This window comes from Pseudomonas sp. Wu6 (assembly GCF_019891515.1).
Classification (GTDB): Bacteria; Pseudomonadota; Gammaproteobacteria; order Pseudomonadales; family Pseudomonadaceae; genus Aquipseudomonas; species Aquipseudomonas orientalis_A.
Genome location: NZ_JAFLXH010000003.1, coordinates 84,154 through 103,385, shown reverse-complemented (window position 1 = coordinate 103,385; position 19,232 = coordinate 84,154). Strand labels below are relative to the sequence as shown.

The 19,232-nt window shown below is 60.5% G+C and carries 16 protein-coding genes; 6 read left to right on the top strand and 10 right to left on the bottom strand.

All coding sequences use genetic code 11. From position 1 onward, the window contains the following. Positions 1 to 10 precede the first annotated feature (10 nt). Positions 11 to 1,327, top strand: a complete 1,317-nt coding sequence (locus tag J1G34_RS02875) for a bifunctional DedA family/phosphatase PAP2 family protein (RefSeq protein ID WP_222993257.1) — start codon at positions 11 to 13, stop codon at positions 1,325 to 1,327. Here the strand turns inward: J1G34_RS02875 and J1G34_RS02870 are convergent. From J1G34_RS02870 to J1G34_RS02855, 4 genes are all read right to left on the bottom strand, one after another. After that, positions 1,321 to 1,536 carry a hypothetical protein gene (locus tag J1G34_RS02870; RefSeq protein WP_065895163.1) on the bottom strand — a complete coding sequence of 72 codons (216 nt, stop codon included), beginning with the start codon at positions 1,534 to 1,536 and terminating at the stop codon, positions 1,321 to 1,323. The two genes, J1G34_RS02875 and J1G34_RS02870, sit on opposite strands and share 7 nt — an antisense overlap. Positions 1,537 to 1,637: 101 nt before the next feature. Beyond that, positions 1,638 to 2,228, bottom strand: coding sequence for an LON peptidase substrate-binding domain-containing protein (locus tag J1G34_RS02865; protein ID WP_065886833.1), 591 nt, complete (start codon positions 2,226 to 2,228; stop codon positions 1,638 to 1,640). A gap of 21 nt (positions 2,229 to 2,249) precedes the next feature. Next, entirely contained in the window at positions 2,250 to 2,966 is a 717-nt protein-coding gene (locus J1G34_RS02860) for an LrgB family protein (RefSeq protein WP_222993255.1), read from the bottom strand. Further along, positions 2,963 to 3,316 (bottom strand): CidA/LrgA family protein, encoded by a 354-nt coding sequence (locus J1G34_RS02855; protein WP_065895161.1) that lies wholly within the window; start codon positions 3,314 to 3,316, stop codon positions 2,963 to 2,965. The genes J1G34_RS02860 and J1G34_RS02855 overlap by 4 nt, the downstream gene beginning before the upstream one ends. 181 nt (positions 3,317 to 3,497) lie before the next feature. Here J1G34_RS02855 and J1G34_RS02850 point away from each other — a divergent pair, with 181 nt between their 5' ends. From J1G34_RS02850 to J1G34_RS02840, 3 genes are all read left to right on the top strand, one after another. Continuing rightward, positions 3,498 to 3,953: a MaoC family dehydratase gene (locus J1G34_RS02850; protein WP_065886830.1), complete on the top strand. Its 456-nt coding sequence runs from the start codon at positions 3,498 to 3,500 to the stop codon at positions 3,951 to 3,953. 105 nt (positions 3,954 to 4,058) lie between these two features. Next, positions 4,059 to 5,777 (top strand): C13 family peptidase, encoded by a 1,719-nt coding sequence (locus J1G34_RS02845; protein WP_065895160.1) that lies wholly within the window; start codon positions 4,059 to 4,061, stop codon positions 5,775 to 5,777. Between the two features lie 29 nt (positions 5,778 to 5,806). After that, positions 5,807 to 6,448, top strand: coding sequence for an oxidoreductase (locus J1G34_RS02840; RefSeq protein WP_065886828.1), 642 nt, complete (start codon positions 5,807 to 5,809; stop codon positions 6,446 to 6,448). A 459-nt stretch (positions 6,449 to 6,907) separates the two neighbouring features. On the opposite strand, the gene J1G34_RS02835 is transcribed toward J1G34_RS02840, so the two are convergent. The 6 genes from J1G34_RS02835 to J1G34_RS02810 all read right to left on the bottom strand — a co-directional run bounded on the left by J1G34_RS02835 (position 6,908) and on the right by J1G34_RS02810 (position 15,757). After that, positions 6,908 to 7,192 carry a YceK/YidQ family lipoprotein gene (locus tag J1G34_RS02835; protein WP_122561960.1) on the bottom strand — a complete coding sequence of 95 codons (285 nt, stop codon included), beginning with the start codon at positions 7,190 to 7,192 and terminating at the stop codon, positions 6,908 to 6,910. After that, positions 7,185 to 7,814, bottom strand: a complete 630-nt coding sequence (gene ubiX / locus J1G34_RS02830; protein ID WP_065895159.1) for a flavin prenyltransferase UbiX — start codon at positions 7,812 to 7,814, stop codon at positions 7,185 to 7,187. Before ubiX ends, J1G34_RS02835 begins: the two co-directional genes overlap by 8 nt. Further along, the gene (gene mpl / locus J1G34_RS02825; protein WP_065936760.1) at positions 7,811 to 9,160 is read right to left on the bottom strand and encodes a UDP-N-acetylmuramate:L-alanyl-gamma-D-glutamyl-meso-diaminopimelate ligase; all 1,350 of its coding nucleotides are present in this window, start codon (positions 9,158 to 9,160) and stop codon (positions 7,811 to 7,813) included. The genes ubiX and mpl overlap by 4 nt, the downstream gene beginning before the upstream one ends. Before the next feature lie 133 nt (positions 9,161 to 9,293). Further along, positions 9,294 to 10,208 (bottom strand): hypothetical protein, encoded by a 915-nt coding sequence (locus tag J1G34_RS02820; RefSeq protein WP_222993253.1) that lies wholly within the window; start codon positions 10,206 to 10,208, stop codon positions 9,294 to 9,296. 259 nt (positions 10,209 to 10,467) lie between these two features. After that, positions 10,468 to 13,653 carry a hypothetical protein gene (locus J1G34_RS02815; protein ID WP_222993251.1) on the bottom strand — a complete coding sequence of 1,062 codons (3,186 nt, stop codon included), beginning with the start codon at positions 13,651 to 13,653 and terminating at the stop codon, positions 10,468 to 10,470. Positions 13,654 to 13,837: 184 nt separating this feature from the next. Then, entirely contained in the window at positions 13,838 to 15,757 is a 1,920-nt protein-coding gene (locus J1G34_RS02810) for a sigma-54-dependent Fis family transcriptional regulator (protein WP_130137858.1), read from the bottom strand. Between the two features lie 269 nt (positions 15,758 to 16,026). On the opposite strand from J1G34_RS02810, the gene exaC reads away from it, so the two are divergent. Beyond that, complete coding sequence (gene exaC / locus J1G34_RS02805; protein ID WP_065895154.1) at positions 16,027 to 17,547, top strand: acetaldehyde dehydrogenase ExaC; 1,521 nt, start codon at positions 16,027 to 16,029, stop codon at positions 17,545 to 17,547. A 207-nt stretch (positions 17,548 to 17,754) separates the two neighbouring features. Further along, positions 17,755 to 19,188, top strand: coding sequence for an ethanolamine permease (eat, locus tag J1G34_RS02800; RefSeq protein WP_065895153.1), 1,434 nt, complete (start codon positions 17,755 to 17,757; stop codon positions 19,186 to 19,188). Positions 19,189 to 19,232 lie beyond the last annotated feature (44 nt).

Sequence of the window (19,232 nt, the reverse complement as noted above, 5' to 3'; positions counted from 1 at the left end):
AGTGGATTGTATGGGCCAATGGCTCGATAGCATCACCGGCTGGCTGACCCTTAACCCACAATGGCTGGCCGTGGCGGTGTTTATCGTCGCGTGCGTGGAATGCCTGGCCATCGCCGGGCTGATCGTGCCGGGCACGGTGCTGCTGTTTGCGATTGCCGCGCTGGCCGGCAGCGGCGCGTTGTCGTTGAGTGAGACCCTGTTGCTGGGCTTCCTCGGCGGCTTACTGGGCGACGGGGTGTCCTACTACCTGGGCCGGCATTTCCACCAGAACATCCGGCGCCTGCCCGGCCTGCGCCATCATCCCGAGTGGATGAACGGTGCGGAAACCTACTTCCATAAGTACGGCATCGCCAGCCTGCTGGTAGGGCGTTTCATTGGCCCGTTGCGGCCCATGCTGCCGATGGTCGCCGGCATGTGCGACATGCCGTTCCCGCGCTTCGCGATCGTCAGCGTTATCGCGGCGGCAGGCTGGTCAGTGGCGTATCTGTTGCCGGGCTGGGCTGCCGGTGCGGCGTTCCGCTTGCCCCTGCCCGAAGGTTTCTGGCCGGAAGCGGCGATTGTCGCGGCCTGCCTGGCGGCACTGCTGGGGCTGAGCTTGAACAGCAGCCTGCGCGGCCATCGTCGCGCCACCCTGTGGATCGGCTGCGCCAGCCTGACGTTGCTGGTCGCACTGTTTATCGGCTACCCGCATCTCAACGATTTCGACCAGGGCCTGAGCGCACTGGTGCAGGAACATCGCAGCCCGTGGCTCGACGAGGTGATGGTACGGATCACCCAGCTGGGCGAATTCAAGAAAATGTTCGTCGCCAGCGCGGTGTTTACCGGCCTGTTGTTGCTGGCGCGACAGTGGCGTCATGCCATCTTCGTCGGCGCCACGCTGGCGGGCGCCGCCGTGATCAATACTGGCACCAAGCTCTTCTTCGCCCGTGGCCGCCCGGAAATCCTCACCGACCCGCTCACCAGTTTCAGCATGCCCAGCGGCCATGCCTCCGGCGCGTTTGCGTTCTTCCTGGCCCTGGCGGTACTGGCCGGCCGAGGCCAACCCACGCGACTGCGCCTGACCTGGCTGCTGCTGGGCTGCATACCTGCGGCGTTCATAGCGTTGTCGCGGGTGTACCTGGGCGCTCACTGGCCCACGGATATCCTGGCCGGCACGCTCCTGGCGATGAGCATGTGCGCATTGAGCCTCACCCTCATTCAATACCGCAGCCCGTTGCCGCCGATGACGCAAAAAGCCTGGTGGCTGGTATTGCCGGTGATCGTGGCGGTGCTCGGCTTTATCGCGTTTACCGGCACGTCCCACGCGTTGCTCAGGTACGCCTACTGACCCTTGGCCGGGCCGATCCAGTCCACCGACGCGCTGCGCCGTTCAACACAGCGCTCGCGTCGCTCCAACAGCATTTCATCGGCAAGGTCGGCGGCGCGCTCGGCGATATATTGCGCGCCGCGCGCGGGATCGTGCTGGAGTAACTGGGTGGTGACGCTGACGAAATACGCGTCCCAGGCCACTTGTTCCGAGGGTGTCAGCTGAATCATGGTGATCTCCGATCATTGGGGTGTGATCGGAAAATAGTGCAGTCCACGTCCCTGAAAACGACGAAACAAAGTCTGATACCCGCGTCAGAGCATTCCGAATCTCAGGGGAACAATTCACCCTGCAATTCATCCAGCAACATCTGGATCGCATCCAGCCGCTGTTGCGGATCGTCGAGTTGCAGCAGGTCGACTTTATCCGCCTCGGTGAACGGCAGCAGGTACGCCAGCTGATGACTCAGGGCCTGCTGGCCCTCGGCATGGGCGTCCATATCCAGCGAAGCGACCATCGGGTGCTCGGCCAATGCCTGCAGCAGTGCCAGCAGGTCGGCGTCCTCTTCTTCCAGCGGCTGGTCCGGCAGTTCCTCCAGCCATTGCACCTGGGCCACCAGCAACTGGTCCTTCTGGACCTCGGCATCGCGCACGCGAAAACGCCGCCCGCCCTCGACGCGGATTCCCAGCAGGCCATTATCCTGTTGTTTAAAGTCGCGGATCAGCGCTTCACAGCCGATCAGCGCATAGCCATCCGGGGCCAGGCCGACTTCCTTGCCATCGAGGATGCACACCACACCGAAGCTTTCGCCCTTTTTCATGCAGCGACTGATCATGTCCAGGTAACGCGCCTCGAACAGTTGCAAATCGAGGGTGCACCCAGGAAACAGCACGGTGTTGAGGGGAAACAGCGCCAGACTCATAAAGGTTTCCTTAAACCCGGTTTAAACGATCACGGACACGGCCAGCGGCAGGAACACTGCCGTGGCCACGCCCATCAAACTCATGGCCAGCGCCGCAAAGGCGCCGCATTCTTCGCTTTCCTGCAGGGCCACCGAGGTGCCGACCGCGTGGGCCGTCATGCCCAGGGCCATGCCGCGCGCCTCGGGGCTGTAGACACCCAGGCGCGACAGGAACGCCGGGCCGATCATCGCGCCGGCCACCCCGGTGATCAGCACGAACACCGCAGCCAATGCCGCCACCCCGCCGATCTGCTCGGCCACCAACATCGCAATCGGCGACGTCACTGACTTGGGCGCCATGGTCATCAGCACCCTGTGCTCGGCACCGAACCACCAGCCCAACCACACGCACAGGCCGGTGGCCAACACGCCGCCTATCACCAGCGTAGTAAAAATCGGCCAGAACAATTGGCGAATCCGTCGCAGGTTCAAATAAAGCGGCACCGCCAGGGCCACCGTCGCCGGCCCCAGCAGAATGCCCATGATCTCGGTGCTCTTGCGGTATTCGGTGTAGTCCAGGCGGCAGATCAGCAACACGCCAATCACCAGCAACATGGAGACCAGCACCGGCTGCAGGAAGATCCAGCGGGTTTTCTCGAAAGCCGCCAACACCAGTTGATAAGCGCCCAGGGTAATGCCGATGCCGAACAAGGGGTGATGAATGACGGCCGTCCAGGCGCCCTGCCAGTCGAACATCATTGTTCCTTCTCCTTGCGCCGGACCAACCGTTCCATCAGCACGCCGACAACCGCCATCGCGATGACCAGCGACAGCAGCAGCGCGCCGACGATAGCCCAGAAGTCGGCAACGATGTCCCTGGCATACACCATCACGCCCACGGCCGGCGGCACCAGCAGCAACGGCAAATAGCGCAGCAGGCTGCCGGCCGCCAGGCTCAGCGGCTCGCTGACTTCGCCGCGCCAGATCAGGAAGCCGAGCATCAGCAGCAGGCCGATGATCGGCCCCGGCAATACCGGCAACAGCAGATGGTTGAGCGCAGTGCCGATCAATTGAAACAGCACCAGCCAGGTCAGGCCACGTAACAACATCCTCTCTGCCCCCTCAAAGTTCGTGCGCATTATAAGCACGCCCGCCCTATGCTCCGGCATTCGCCAAAAGCATGTTGGGTTGACCGGGTCGATTGCCCATGATGATCTACATTGGTTCTCTGTATCCCATAAAAAACCCCTCGTCAGCGGGGATAAAAATGATGAACCCAGGAGAAACGCAATGCCCTATGTACCCGTAGCGCAGCTCAACGATTATGTCGGCAAGGAACTGGGACGTTCCGAATGGCTCACCATCGACCAGGCGCGCATCAACCTGTTCGCAGAGGCCACCGGCGATCATCAGTTTATCCACGTCGACCCGGCCAAGGCCGCGCAAACCCCGTTCGGCAGCACCATCGCCCATGGGTTCCTGTCGCTGTCGCTGATGCCCAAGCTGATGGAGGACATCCTGATCATGCCCGAGGGCCTGAAGATGGCCATCAACTACGGCCTGGACAGTGTGCGCTTCATACAGCCGGTGAAGGTCGACTCCAGGGTTCGCCTGAATGTCACCCTCACCGACGTCCACGAGAAAAAACCTGGCCAATGGCTATTTAAGGCCACCGCCACCCTGGAAATCGAAGGTCAGGAAAAACCGGCTTACATCGCTGAGTCATTGTCACTCTGCTTCGTGTAGGACGTTGCCTGTGGCGAGGCAACAAACCTTGCCACAGTGTATGTAAATTTATGTATGAAACGCGCAGCTGCGGCATACTCGGCGCTCAATTATCCGGATCCCGCTATGCGCCCACTCGCTCCCCTTGCCCTTGCCCTGTTGCTCACCGCTTGCGGAGATGGCGAATCGCTGTTGCCGCCCGATGCGCGCCTGCCCGATGGCGGCCGCTACCGGGGCGATGTGGTCGACGGCTTGCTGCAAGGCCAGGGGCGCGTCGACTACCCCAACGGCAGTTGGTACGCCGGCGAGTTCCATAAAGGCCAGTGGCATGGTCAGGGCGAATGGCATGGCAGCAACGGCGAAGTCTACAAAGGTCAATTCAAGCAAGGCCTGTTCGATGGCCAGGGCAGCCTGACCACGGCGGGCAGCAGTTACGTGGGCGGGTTCAAGAACGGTCGACGCAACGGCGAAGGCACCCTCAAAGAGGGGCAGATGACCTATCGCGGCGAATTCAAGGACGACCAGTATTCCGGCCTCGGGCGCCTGGAGCTGGCCGACGGCAGCCAATACCAGGGCCAATTCGCCCACGGCAAACCCAATGGCGAAGGCCAGCGCAACGACGACAGCGGCAATCAGTTCAGCGGCCACTTCGTCGATGGCCAGCTGGAAGGCAACGGCACGTTCAACAGCGCGGATGGCGATATCTACGTCGGCCAGTTCCAACAGAACCAGCTCAACGGCAAGGGGCGCTATGAAAACGCCGACGGCGACGTCTGGATCGGCCAGTTCAAGGAAGGCGCCCTGAGCGGCAAAGGCGAACTGATCGGCGTCGATGGCAGCCATTACGTCGGCCAGTTCAGCGACTGGCGCTTCAGCGGCGAAGGTCGCCTGAACCTTACCGATGGCAGCTTCTATATCGGCGGCTTTGACAGCGACAGCTACCAGGGTCGCGGCACGCTGGTGCTGACTGACGGTACGGTACAGGCCGGCACCTGGGTCAACGGTATGCGCGTGCGCGACGCCGAGGGCAAGCTGCTGCCCGACCCACTGGAAATCGGCGTATTGGCCCAGGGCCAACTGCTGGCCGAAGCCCTCGCCGCCGTCCCCGCGTCCACGCCCGCCGTCGAGCTGTACACCCTGGCGCTGGCCGGCGACGGTAAGCAAAGCGTGTTCCTGCGCGAAGCCGATTACGTCAGCAACATGCTCGCCACCCGCTTCGGTGCCCATGGGCAGATTCGCCTGGTCAACCACCGCGACCATATTGCCGACCGGCCCATGGCCACCCGCGAGAACCTGCGCCGGGCCGTGCAAACCCTGGCCGAGCGCAGCGGGCCGGAAGACCTCGTGTTCATCTACATGACCAGCCACGGCACCCACGAACACGAACTGGTGCTCGACCAGCCGCGCATGGAACTGGCCGACCTGCCGGCCGATGAACTGGCAGCGGTGCTCGCGCCACTGAAAAACCGCGACAAGATCATCGTGATTTCCGCCTGCTACTCCGGCGGCTTCATCCCGGCATTGAAAGATGAGCGCACGCTGATCATGACCGCCTCACGCGCGGATCGCGTGTCGTTCGGCTGCTCGGAAGAAGCAGACTTTACCTACTTCGGTGATGCCCTTTTCGCACAGGCTTTCAACCAAACGGACGATTTGCAACAGGCCTTCAAACTGGCACAACTGCACGTGGCCGAACGCGAACAGGCGGACAATTTCGAAGCCTCCGAACCGCAGATCTGGGCCCCCAAGGGCGTGATCGCCCACTGGCAACTATTACGTAAACAGCAGGCACGAAAGGCGCTGGAAAGCGTCTCAATGAATAGCAAGGAAGCCAAAGGCAACTAAGCTGTAACGTGTAACAAGGGGGAAACACCATGTACCTGACACCGCAGCATATCTTACTGGCCGGTGCTTCCGGCCTCACCGGCGAACACTTGCTGGACCGCCTGCTCAACGAACCCACCGTCACCCGCGTCCTGGCACCCAGCCGTAAACCACTGGCTGAACACCCACGCCTGGAAAACCCGGTAGGCGACCCTGCAGTGTTCCTGCCTCAACTGAGCGGCCGGGTGGATATCGCCTTCTGCTGTTTGGGTACCACGATCAAGAAGGCCGGTTCCGAAGCGGCGTTTCGTGCGGTCGACCTGGATATGGTGGTGGCCTTCGCCAAGCGCGCTCGGGAACTGGGCGCACGGCACCTGATCGTGATCAGCGCGATTGGCGCCGACCCGAAATCCTCGGTGTTCTACAACCGGGTCAAAGGCGAAATGGAACAGGCATTGCGAGCCCAGGATTGGCCGCAACTGACCATCGCGCGGCCATCGTTGTTGTTGGGCGAACGACTCGAACCGCGCCTGGCCGAACAACTGGCCGGGCCGTTGTCTCGGTTGATTCCGGGCAAGTACCACGGTATCGAAGTGTGCGAACTGGCCCGCGCGCTGTGGCGCCTGGCGCTGGAAGAGCAGGATGGCGTGCGGGTCGTAGAGTCGGACGAGCTGCGCAAGCTCGGCAAATAGATAACGGCAAACACTGAACCCCATGTGGGAGGGGGCTTGCCCCCGATAGCGGAGTGTCAGTCGCTGAAGATATTGACTGGACTACCGCCATCGGGGCATAGGCATCTACACAACTCAGCAGCGCCCAACAGTAACCACGATGCGCAGCGAGTCGCCCTTGATCTTGATCTGCTTTTGATCTTGATCTCAGGCGCCCCGTTAAACCACGCTGGCCGGAGAGAGGGCACACCGAGCCCAAGCGAGGTGCCGAGTGGTGGGGCAAGAGCGTTTTGCTTACTTTTGCGCTTTTCAAAAGTGAGCCGCCGTAAGGGCGGAACCCATAGCAGCCGTGACCGCAGAAACGGATATGTACTCGGTCCAATCCAACATCCCGGCCAGCCCAGAGGCCGCCATCGAGGGCAAGTCGAATCGTCGCACCGCCCCTCCCACATTGGTTTTATGGTGTTGTTGAGAATTGCGTTACAGGCCGCCGGTGGCGTTGAAGCCGACGCCCAGCACGGTCAACAACGACAGTGGCAACAGCAGCGTATCGAGCAACGCACTGGCGGGCAGGTCGATATGGGGATAGGTGGGGGCCTCGACGCCAAACCTGTCCCTGGCACAGCAGCCGCCGTTGATCGCGTACATATCCAGCCGGGTCCCGGCGTACACCACTGGCGCGCCCGGTTGCGCCGCATCCAGCGTGCGCGCGGTGGCGCAGCCGGTCAGCTGCAGCACCAGCACAACCCACAGCGCCTTATTCATCGCCACTCAAGTGATGCTCGCCCCACCGCGGCAGCATGTCCTGGGGGATATTAAGCAGGTTGAGAATACGCGCCACCACAAAGTCCACCAGGTCATCGATGGTTTGCGGCTGGTGATAGAAGCCTGGCGACGCCGGCAAAATGGTCACCCCCATGTTCGACAACTTGAGCATGTGCTCCAGGTGAATGCTGGAATAAGGCGCCTCGCGTGGCACCAGGATCAACTGGCGCCGCTCCTTCAAGGTGACGTCCGCCGCGCGCTCGATCAAGTTGTTGCACGCGCCGGTGGCAATCGCCGACAGGGTGCCGGTGGAGCATGGCACCACCACCATCGCCGCCGGCGCACCGGAGCCGGAAGCGACCGGCGACATCCAGTCCTCTTTGCCGTACACCTTGATCTGCCCCGCCGCCGCGCCGGTGTATTCGGTGAGGAAGGCTTGCATCATCTGCACCTTGGCCGGCAGCTCCACGTCGGTCTCGGTCGCCAGCACCAACTGCGCCGCCTTGGAGATCAGAAAGTGCACCTCACGGTCTTCACGCACCAGGCAATCGAGCAGGCGCAGGCCATACGGCGCACCGGACGCGCCGGTCATCGCCAGGGTGACACGTTCCGGGCCGCTCATTGGAGCGCCTCAGCCAGCTTGCCGTGCAAGCCGCCGAAGCCGCCATTGCTCATGATCACCACGTGGGTGCCCGGCCTGGCCACGTGTTTGACGTGCTCGATGATGCCCTCCAGCGAGTCGCATACCTTCGAAGGCACGGTGCACAGTGCGGCGATAGCCGGCAGGTCCCAGCCGAGGTTGGCGGGCGAATACCACACCACTTGGTCGGCATCATTCACGCTTTCAGGCAGGCCATCGCGGTGCGCCCCCAGCTTCATGGAATTGGAGCGCGGCTCGACGATGGCAATGATTTGCGCATCACCGACGCGTTTGCGCAGGCCATCCAGGGTGGTGGCAATTGCCGTGGGGTGGTGGGCAAAGTCGTCGTAGATGGTAATCCCGTTCACGTCGGCGACCTTTTCCATGCGCCGCTTCACGCTTTTGAATGCGCTCAATGCGGCGATACCTACGGCCGGCGTCACGCCCACATGCCGCGCAGCCGCCAGGGTCACCAGGGCATTGGCGACGTTATGCTGACCGGTCATACCCCAATCGACCACGCCTTGGCCCACGCCTTCGAACAGCACTTCAAACCGCGAACCGTCGTCACTGAGCAACTTGACCTGCCATTGCCCGCCGACGCCAGTGGTTTGCACCGGGGTCCAGCAGCCCATGTCGATCACACGCTGCAACGCCGGCTCGGTGGTCGGATGGATCACCAGGCCTTCGCTGGGAATGGTGCGCACCAGATGATGGAATTGCCGCTCAATGGCCGGCAGATCGGGGAAGATGTCGGCGTGATCGAACTCCAGGTTGTTCAGGATCGCCGTGCGCGGACGGTAGTGGACGAACTTGGAGCGCTTGTCGAAAAAGGCGCTGTCGTATTCATCGGCCTCAATCACGAAAAACGGCGTGTCGCCCAGGCGCGCCGACACCGAGAAATTCTGCGGAACGCCGCCGATCAGAAAGCCCGGGCTCATGCCCGCGTGCTCCAGCACCCAGGCCAGCATGCTGCTGGTGGTGGTCTTGCCGTGGGTGCCGGCGACGGCCAATACCCAGCGGCCCTGCAGCACGTGATCGGCCAGCCACTGGGGGCCTGAAACGTAAGGCAAGCCTTTATTCAGCACGTATTCGACCGCCGGGTTGCCGCGCGACATGGCATTGCCAATCACCACCAGATCCGGCACCGGGTCGAACTGCGAAGGGTCGTAACCCTGGGTCAGTTCAATCCCTTGCGCCTGCAATTGCGTGCTCATCGGTGGATAAACATTGGCATCGGAGCCAGTGACGTGATGGCCCAGCTCTTTGGCCAGAACCGCCATCGAACCCATGAACGTGCCGCAGATACCCAGAATATGAATGTGCATAGTTGACCTCGTAAACATCGAGGCAGGTTAGCGTAGGGTGGGAAAGTTCGCACGCTTTAGCTGAGGGCGAAACACCCGTCGCGGCGATACGACGGGCGCGCAGGCTGGGTTGGCGTGGCGCCGGCCACCAGGGCTATTGGATGGTCAGCAACCGCTGCAAACCGTTTCCTATCGGCGAAACCGGCGTGTTGGACTGAGGCGCGGGTGTGATGCTCATGGTCCCCAGCAAGGCAGAAAGCGCTGCCATGCGGCTCTCCAAATCGATCACACGCGCCTTGATGTCATCTTTTTCAGGCCCCGTAGACGCCGGTTGAAAATCAATTTTCCGGGCCTTGGCCTCTTTGCCCAGCTCCCTCTCGACATAGCCAATCATGGCCTCAAGCGAGTCGAGGCGCTCGTCCCTGGTTTGCATCACCCATTGCAGGTTCGGCCCGATAAGCCGCTCTCCACGCAGTTTCGACAAGGTGTTGACCAACAGAAAAGTTGCGTTCTGCGCGTACTCGACGAGCCGTCCTTCTTCGATGCTTTCCGGTGTCACGGGTGCAGGCGCCGGATTGATCAGTGGCTTGAGCGCTTCGTTGACACTCCCGACAACGATCATGCCGATCGACGTCACAGGTACGCTGATCGCCGTCGTGATCGCTGCGGTCTTGAGCAGGGTCGTGTTGGTCGGCGGCAGCGCGGTCTCTTTGGCCTTGACCGCCGTCTTGGCATTCTCTTCAAGGGTTCGCGCAGAAAAAGGCTCGACATCCTGCCCATTGACACGGCCCGGACTGGGCTGGCCGAACAGCTGGTCGCGGATGTGCGCATCCCTGGAGGCTTGCCAGGCTTTTCGCTGTTTTTCGACATACGCGGCCATTTCGGGCGTTTGCCCGGTGCCTGAGGCGGCGTCTCCCGCCTGCCGGGTGCCACTGGCGTGCCCTGGGCCGTCGAACCCGTTCACTTTGGCGTCCACAAAGCCTTGATCGAACTTTTGGTAGCCTGTTTCCACGCCACTGCGTGTAGTGCCTGCGAGGTTGGGCGCGTCAACCCGTGTCGGGCTCGGCATACTCTCTCTGGAAGCGCCCCTCAGAAGGCCGCCAATGACCTCACCTACTTTTGAACATTTTATCGTTCGATACGATTTTTTATGATTGATACGCCCTTTGAATACAATCGAAGTGCGGACAGGAAGTAACGCCGTTGTTATTGTTGTTGAACGTCTCATCGTCATTCACCTTAGTCGGGATAGATACAAAGCATTCGCGCTCCCTGTCGAATGAATATTAAACAATGGAAAATCGTGGCTATCTGAACACGTCCGTGTATCAGCGTTGCAATGAACTCACCGCACCAAATTGTGCCAACTGAACACCGAACGGCGTTTTAGTGACAACGTTATAGGCATACCAGGCGCCTTTCTTGAAGACGGCCACGGCAGGTCGCCATACATTGTCCTCAGCTGCGTGAAAAAACCCTTTTACAATATCGCCCTCCTTATAGATTTTAGTAACATCATAACTTCCGTAATGGCCTCTCAAACGTGACAACACATCGTGACCCTTTTCAATCAGGTACTTCGTATCCTTATAACCGGCGCGTGCGCCTTTATTTAAGTTCTTCGCAATATCGACTGAGTCGGTATAACCTACGGACGCCCCCACACCCGCCACGACAGCGCTTTTAATTGTATTCAGAACACCTCTGCCCACCTTGGCGGCTTTGCGCGCGGCATTCGCACCGGGAATGACAAAGCCGAGAATGTCGAAGCCGAGATTGAATATAGCCCCGCCTACATCACCTTTGATAGCGTCCTGAATACCGTCATAAAAAGGCACGAGGCTCAGAAAAAAACCCTTCAGTTCTTCGTCGTAAGCACGCCCTTTTTCAATCTCGGTGACGCCCGCCGCCGCCTTCTGCAGGCCGCCGTAGTCCTTGGTGAAATAACCACCCGCCAGGTGCGCGAGTGCAGCCGATTTATCAGAAAAGTAGTCACCCTGGTTTTTCCCATCCGGTGCAGGATCGCGCGTTTTATCCGTTAGCCCATATTGCTTGTAGGTATGCGGCAAACCCGGAATGTAACCTTCGTTCCCCCCTCCAAAATAGGAGCGATCATCCAGGTCGATCCGCCCGCCCGGAAAGCCGTCTTCCTTGACGATCTTGCCTTCGGCGGGAAAGTAACTGTAGGCGCTGACAGTGCCGTCAGGCTCCACCACTTTCATCAGCAACCCGTGCCTGCCCTTGAGCGCTTCAAGTTCCTGCGCCGTGGGCGTTGGAGGCAGGCATTCTCTGGGGGTGAACAACCCGGAGGTACAAGGCCCGCTCTTGGTATAGGCGCGGGACACCTCAAAAAAACTGACGTCCGATTGGCTGATACGCACCCTGTCCGCCATGGGCAGCAGTGACAGCTGATATTTGAACTGGATAGCCCAGGCACTTTCCTGAACCTTGCGATACTCCTGAAATTTCGCTTTAAACACTTTATTGATGTCAGGGGTCAATTCAGACAGACGCGACTTCAAACGCTCATAGGGAAAACGCTGCTCATCCTTGGATATCCAATAGTCCGGTTGAATGGGCCCCGTCATATAAATATCCAACAACGATATCGGCTTATGCTTCACGGAGGCCTGCTGCATCACCTCGAGCGTCGGGTCCACGTCCGGAAATACCCGTTTCAACTCTGCCAGCGCCAATTCCCGTCGTGTCGTCGGCGGCGTTTTCATGGCATTACTCGCCCAACGAAGTTCTTTTTGCTGCTTGTTGAGTGCCTGTTGCGCCTGCTCGGCCTGCGCATCCGAATAAGTGTGCGTCGGGCTGGTGTCGATAACACGGTTGGCAATGCCCCAGGCAATGATCGCATCGCGTGCGGCGAACTTCAGTTGATCCTCATCCTCGGTGGACACCGGCGGCGTATTACCGAAAGCCATCACCTGGCTGAAGGTCATGTTTGCGGTCGCGCCAGGCACTTGCTGCTCTATGCGCGCCACCTCTATACAAAAATTCGCCCAGGTGTGGGAGCCGTAGACCAAATTGGGCGGGATGTCTTTCACCACAAACTCAGGGGCTGCCGCCGATAATAAAACCCGTGCGGCGACAGCGGCGGCCTCGTTGCCGACCCGGCCGGCGAGGTGCGCCGTAAAGCGCTGGACGATCTCTGCCGAAGACGCGCCCGCGTTATCAACGCTATACAGGTTGTAGCCCGCCAGGTTGAACCGCGACTTGCCCAAGCCAGGATCGAGTTCCTGAACCAGGGCCACGCCAAGACTTTCAATCGCGCTCGTGGGGGTGTCGATAACCTTGAGCACCTCCCGAATCAACTTGCCCAGGCGCAGGGCCTCGGGTGTGCGCAGGAGCTGGTCGAGGGCGATTGACGGATAATCAGCCATGGCCTTTCTGAGGTTGGCTGGAAGATGACTGACGAGGCGACTCAAGAGGCTGTCCGTTCCAGGCACGTTCGCCGTACCTGGCGCGATCTGCGCCTTTACAAGCTTTCCCATCTTGCGCTGCGAAGTAGACGACAGCCCCTGCCCGATGTGCCTTACGCCACCTGAATCCACGCCCGGCGCCCTGTGTGCCAGGTCAAAGGACAGTGCCGAGGCCAACGCATGAGCCTGGGCACTGTTCGCGGGCATTTTGTAGCCTTCCAGCTTGAGCATCCGGGCAAGGCTCAACGTTTTGCTGGGCTCTCGATCAAACAATGCAGAGCGAGGATCGATGGGCACGTTGCTCTGCTCCAGGTCGACACGCCCCTCAGCGTCATCGACCAAAGCGTTCAATGCGCTCATCAGCTTGTGCCGATTGGCCTCATCGCCCAACGCCTGCCGATGCGCCGCCAGCGCCGCGTCTGAGTGGGTCGACAGGTGACGCTCATCCAGATTGAAGCCGGGATTATCCGTGAACTGTTTGCGGCGAACGCTGGCTTGGCCGCCGTCAAAAAGATCAGGCTCCTTGTAGAATTGCGCGACCAGCGGCATCGACACGCCGCCCTGACCGCTCCCTGGGTATCGCACCGCTTGACCGTGTTCGGGGGCGAATACCCTGCCCAGGGCCAGGAGCGTGCGGGAAACATCAGACCAGCCTGAATCGTCTGACAGATAAAAGGTTTTGGGCCGACCGTCTACATAACCTTTTATTTCCCCGCGCGCAGGGATCAGCGTCAGAGCATGCATATCCAGCCCCTGCTTGTTAGCCCAGGCTGAAAACCCTTCGCTTTTGAATGCACTCTCCAGTTGGGCATACCAGCGCGCCACCGTCGAGTGCGGCGGGACCTGCACATCGGGGGGCCGAACTGACGTTCTATAACGACCGTCGAGCAATAATGAGGCGAATGAACTGGCGACCTCGGCATCGGCCTCGGCGCGACTTGTTGAGGGCGTTTCACTTGTTTCAGTCGCAGGGTGGCCTTTATCAATCGCGGCGCCGCCCCTATGATTTGTATGGCCTTCGCCTCGTTCAGCCAGTGAACTGAAGGACGCTGTTATTGGGTACGTATACGTCGTTGGAATACTCATAATCCACCCTGAATACAGTGTTCAAGTTTCTAAACAACCGAAGCTTCAATGTACTCAATGAGTGGGACAAACATGCAAAATACGCGACATTTAAAATCGACATAATATTGCTGAACCCAACAACTTACACACCCCCATTTACTTATTAACCAGGGCGCCTGTAAAACTTCAAAACCACTGTAGGCTAAACTACCGAAGCTCGTGAAATTTCATACTTGCGCAACTTGCGGTACAACGTGTTACGGCTGACGCCCAAGTGCGTTGCCGCATGGCTCATATGCCAGTGCTGTTGCTCCAGCGCGGCCAGCAGGGTTGACCGCTCGGCTTCTTCAAAGGGGGACAGCGAAGAAACACTTGAGGGAGCGTCATGAGTAGGTGCGTGACGGATCATCGGCGGTAAATTTTCCGCAGCGACCTTCCCGTTTTCGCACAGCGCGACCAGCGTGCGCAATACCGTACGCAACTGTCGGACGTTGCCCGGCCAGGCATACGCCAACAACGCGTCGCGCGCAGCCGGCTCCAGGTAGACAGCCTGATCACCGGCTTCCTGTGCCAGCAGCAGGTCCAGCAGCTGTGATTTGTCAGTGCGCTGACGCAACGCCGGTAGCGCAACTTCCAGGCCATTGAGCCGATAATACAAATCCTCGCGGAAGCCGCCGTCCTCTACCCGGGCCAGTAGGTTGCGGTGGGTAGCGCTGATAATCCTGACATTTACGGCTCGGGGTTCGCCACCGATCGGCACCACCAGGCGGTCTTCCAGCACCCTGAGCAGTCGCGTCTGCAAGGCCAGGGGCATGTCGCCGATCTCGTCAAGAAACAGCGTGCCGCCATCGGCCTGCTGCAGCTTGCCTTGCATGCCCTCCTTGCGCGCGCCGGTAAAACTGCCGCCGCGATAGCCGAACAATTCGCTCTCGATCAGGTTTTCCGGGATAGCGGCGCAGTTGAGGGCAACGAAGGGTTTGTCGGCACGCTGGCTGGCCAGATGGACCGCCTTGGCAAAGGCTTCCTTGCCCGAGCCGGTTTCACCATTGACCAGTAACGGTACATCACGTTCGAACACCCGCACAGACTGGCTGAAAGCCAGCCTCAGCGCCGGGTCATCCAGGCAGACGCCGGGCAAGCGCGAACGGCCGGGAACAGTCTGCTTGGCGCTGGGCGTCGGGGCCGGGCGCCCCTGCCCGCGTAACGCCGCGAACAACTGGCGGCCATCGCGGGTACGCAACGGCCAGCCGGCCGTGGGGTTGGCGCTGGCGCGCCCCAGCAACTGATCCAGGGAACAGTCGAAAACCGCTTCCACCGGCTGGCCCAACAAACCGCCACGCAACTGCCCCAACAGGTTCAGTGCGCTCTGGTTGAGCGCACAGATGCGCCCTTCGCCATCAAACGCCAACAGCCCTTCACTGAACAACCCGACCGACTCCGCCTGCAGATGAAAGCGCAACAACCAGTGCTGTTCGAAGTGGCGCAAAAAGTAGCAGCTTTCAATCATCTTGGCCGACAGGTTGACCAACGCCATGGTGTGGAACTGACTCTGGCGCGACACGGCTTCGCGGGCCGACGACACATCCAATACCGCCAGCAACTCACCATGGGGGTCGAACACCGGGCTCGCCGAACAGGTCAGCCCGGTATGGCGACCGCGAAAGTGCTCGTCACGGTGGATGGTCAGGGATTGGCGCTCGACCAGGCAGGTGCCGATGCCATTGGTGCCTTCGCAGGCTTCGCTCCAATCAGCGCCCAGCCACAGCCCGGCGCGCTCGAATATCCTGCGTTCGGAGGGGGCGGTGACGCAGTTGAGGATCACCCCGCGCGCATCGGTGAGCAGCACGGCGTGGCCCGCGCCCGAGAGCTGCTGGTGCAGGCTGTTCATTTCGGTGCCGGCGATGTGCAAGACCTGGCGCAGGCGTTCGCGGCTTTCCAGCAAGCGGCCATGCTCAAGCACGGTGGGGGCGACGGTCAGCGCAGGGTCGAGGTGGTAGTCCTCCAGGCAACGCAACCAGGAGCGGGCGATGGACGGGTCGCTGCCCGGTCCGTGAGGCGGCTCTTGCCCACGGGTGACGGTGAGCACCTGCTGGGCATGGCGACTGAAATGATCGTTGTGCATGTTCTTATTATTCTCCCTGCGTGAGAACGCCCAGCATCCCCCAGGCACCCGGCCATTGCAATCCCGCGCCGACCCATCGGTCACTGGCTGTACCGTTTATGGCACACACTGTCACCCGCCTGTATCGATCCGGCCACAGTCATGCCGTGTAAACAAAACCAAACCCTTGATTTACCTGGCCCGCACCCAGTGGCCCGACCTTTGCTCTACGCTTTATAAAGCGCTTGCCGCGCTGACTCCGATAAACATAAAAGCAGGAGATGCCCACCATGCGTTATGCACACCCCGGTACTGAAGGCGCCATCGTTTCGTTCAAGGCCAAGTACGGCAACTACATCGGTGGCGAATTCGTTGCGCCGGTCGATGGCAATTACTTCACCAACACTTCGCCGGTCAACGGCAAGCCCATCGCAGACTTCCCGCGCTCCACCGCCAAGGACATCGACAAGGCGCTGGACGCCGCCCATGCCGCCGCTGACGCCTGGGGCAAAACCAGCGCCCAGGACCGCTCGCTGGTACTGCTGAAAATCGCCGATCGCATCGAACAGAACCTCGAACTGTTGGCCATCACCGAAACCTGGGACAACGGCAAGGCCGTGCGCGAAACCCTCAACGCCGACATCCCGCTGGCCGCCGACCACTTTCGCTACTTCGCCGGTTGCATTCGCGCCCAGGAAGGCAGCAGCGCCGAAATCAACGAACTCACCGCTGCCTATCACTTCCACGAGCCGCTGGGCGTGGTCGGCCAGATCATCCCGTGGAACTTCCCCTTGCTGATGGCCGCCTGGAAACTCGCCCCGGCCCTGGCCGCCGGTAACTGCGTAGTGCTCAAGCCGGCCGAGCAAACGCCGCTGGGCATCAACGTGCTGATGGAACTGATCGGCGACCTGCTGCCGCCCGGTGTACTCAACGTCGTGCACGGCTTCGGCAAAGAAGCTGGCGAAGCCCTGGCCACCAGCAAGCGCATCGCCAAGATCGCGTTCACCGGCTCAACGCCAGTGGGTTCGCACATCATGCATGCGGCGGCCGAGAACATCATTCCGTCCACGGTTGAGCTGGGCGGCAAGTCGCCGAACATTTTCTTCGCCGACATCATGAAAGCCGAACCGCAATTCATCGAAAAAGCCGCCGAAGGCCTGGTGCTGGCGTTCTTCAACCAGGGCGAAGTGTGCACCTGCCCATCCCGCGCGCTGGTGGAAGAGTCGATCTACGACGACTTCATGAAAGTGGTCATGAAGAAAGTCGAGTCGATCAAACGGGGCGACCCGCTGGACACCGACACCATGGTCGGCGCCCAGGCGTCCGAGCAGCAGTTCGACAAGATCCTGTCCTACCTGGAAATCGCCAAGGGCGAAGGCGCGCAACTGCTCACCGGCGGCAAGGTGGAGAAGCTCAGCGGTGACCTGGCTACCGGCTATTACATCCAGCCGACCCTGCTCAAGGGCACCAACGAAATGCGCGTGTTCCAGGAAGAAATTTTCGGCCCGGTGGTGAGCATCACCACCTTCAAGGACGAAGCCGAAGCCCTGGCGATTGCCAACGACACCGAGTTCGGCCTGGGCGCCGGCCTGTGGACCCGCGACATCAACCGCGCCTACCGCATGGGCCGCGCGATCAAGGCCGGCCGCGTGTGGACCAACTGCTACCACCTGTACCCGGCCCATGCCGCGTTTGGCGGTTACAAGAAGTCCGGTGTAGGGCGCGAGACGCACAAGATGATGTTGGATCACTACCAGCAGACCAAAAACTTGCTGGTGAGCTACGACATTAATCCGCTGGGTTTCTTCTAACCCACAACACCCTCCCACCTTTGCAATGCAATCAAAGGTGGGAGGGGGGTTGCCCCTGATTGCAGTGGATCAGCCAACACTGAATTGATTGATACACCGCCATCGGGGGCAAGCCCCCTCCCACATTTTGGATCTGCATAAGTATTTGCGATGCGCATTCGGCACACAGAGGCCGAGTTAAAACAATAAGAATGGAAGGTACTTCCCATGCCCAGCGAACCCACAAATTCTTCCGTCGACTTCGAAAAAGTCGACTCCCAATACTTCCAACAACGCGAACTTAAAAAAGGCGCCGCCGGCTGGGTGTTACTGGTTGGCCTTGGCGTCGCCTATGTCATCTCCGGCGACTACGCCGGCTGGAACTTCGGCCTGGCCCAGGGCGGTTGGGGCGGGATGTTCCTCGCCACACTGCTGATGGCCACCATGTACCTGTGCATGTGCTTTTCCCTGGCCGAACTGTCCTCAATGATCCCCACCGCCGGCGGTGGCTACGGCTTTGCCCGCAGCGCGTTCGGCCCCTGGGGCGGGTTCCTGACGGGCACGGCGATCCTGATCGAATATGCCATCGCCCCCGCCGCCATCGCGGTATTTATCGGCGCGTATTGCGAGTCGCTGTTCGGTATTGGCGGCTGGATGATCTATTTGGCGTTCTACATCATCTTTATCGGCATCCACATCTTTGGCGTGGGTGAAGCGTTGAAGTTGATGTTCGTGATTACCGCCATCGCGGCCATCGCGCTGGGTGTGTTCCTGGTAGCGATGGTGCCGCACTTCAACGTCGCCAACCTGCTGGATATCCCGCTGAGCGACGCCAAGGGCGCCAGCAGCTTCCTGCCGTTCGGCTACGTTGGCGTGTGGGCGGCGATCCCCTATGCGATCTGGTTTTTCCTCGCGGTAGAGGGCGTGCCACTGGCTGCGGAAGAAACCAAGAACCCCAAGCGCGACCTGCCACGCGGGCTGATCGGCGCGATTGTGGTGCTGACCAGTTTTGCCCTGTTGATCCTGGTGATCGCGCCCGGCGGTGCGGGCACTTACGCGCTGATCAAATCCGGCAACCCGCTGGTGGAAGCCCTGGCATTGGCCTACGGCGGTTCGACCTGGATGGGCAGCTTCGTCAACCTGGTGGGCCTGGCCGGCTTGATCGCCAGCTTTTTCTCGATCATCTATGCCTATTCGCGGCAGATATTCGCCTTGTCCCGTGCTGGCTACCTGCCGCGCAAACTGTCCCAGACCAACAAGAGCAAGGCACCGGTACTGGCGTTGGTGATTCCCGGGATTATCGGCTTTGGCCTGTCGCTGACCGGCCAGGGCGATCTGCTGATTCTGGTGGCGGTGTTCGGCGCGACCATTTCCTACGTGTTGATGATGGCCGCCCACATCACCCTGCGCATCCGTCGCCCCAAAATGGATCGCCCGTACCGCACGCCGGGCGGCATCTTCACCTCGGGCGTGGCGCTGGTACTGGCCTGCGTGGCCGTGGTGGCGGGCTTTCTGGTGGATCCACGGGTGGTGATTGGCGCTGCGATCATCTATGGAGTATTAATTGCTTACTTTGCTTTCTACAGCCGGCATCACTTGGTAGCAGGCACGCCGGAAGAAGAATTTGCGGCGATCCAGGCCGCAGAGGCCGCCTTGCACTGATTGCCGAAAACCTCGACGCGGGCGGCTTTTCCAGGTTCGCCCGC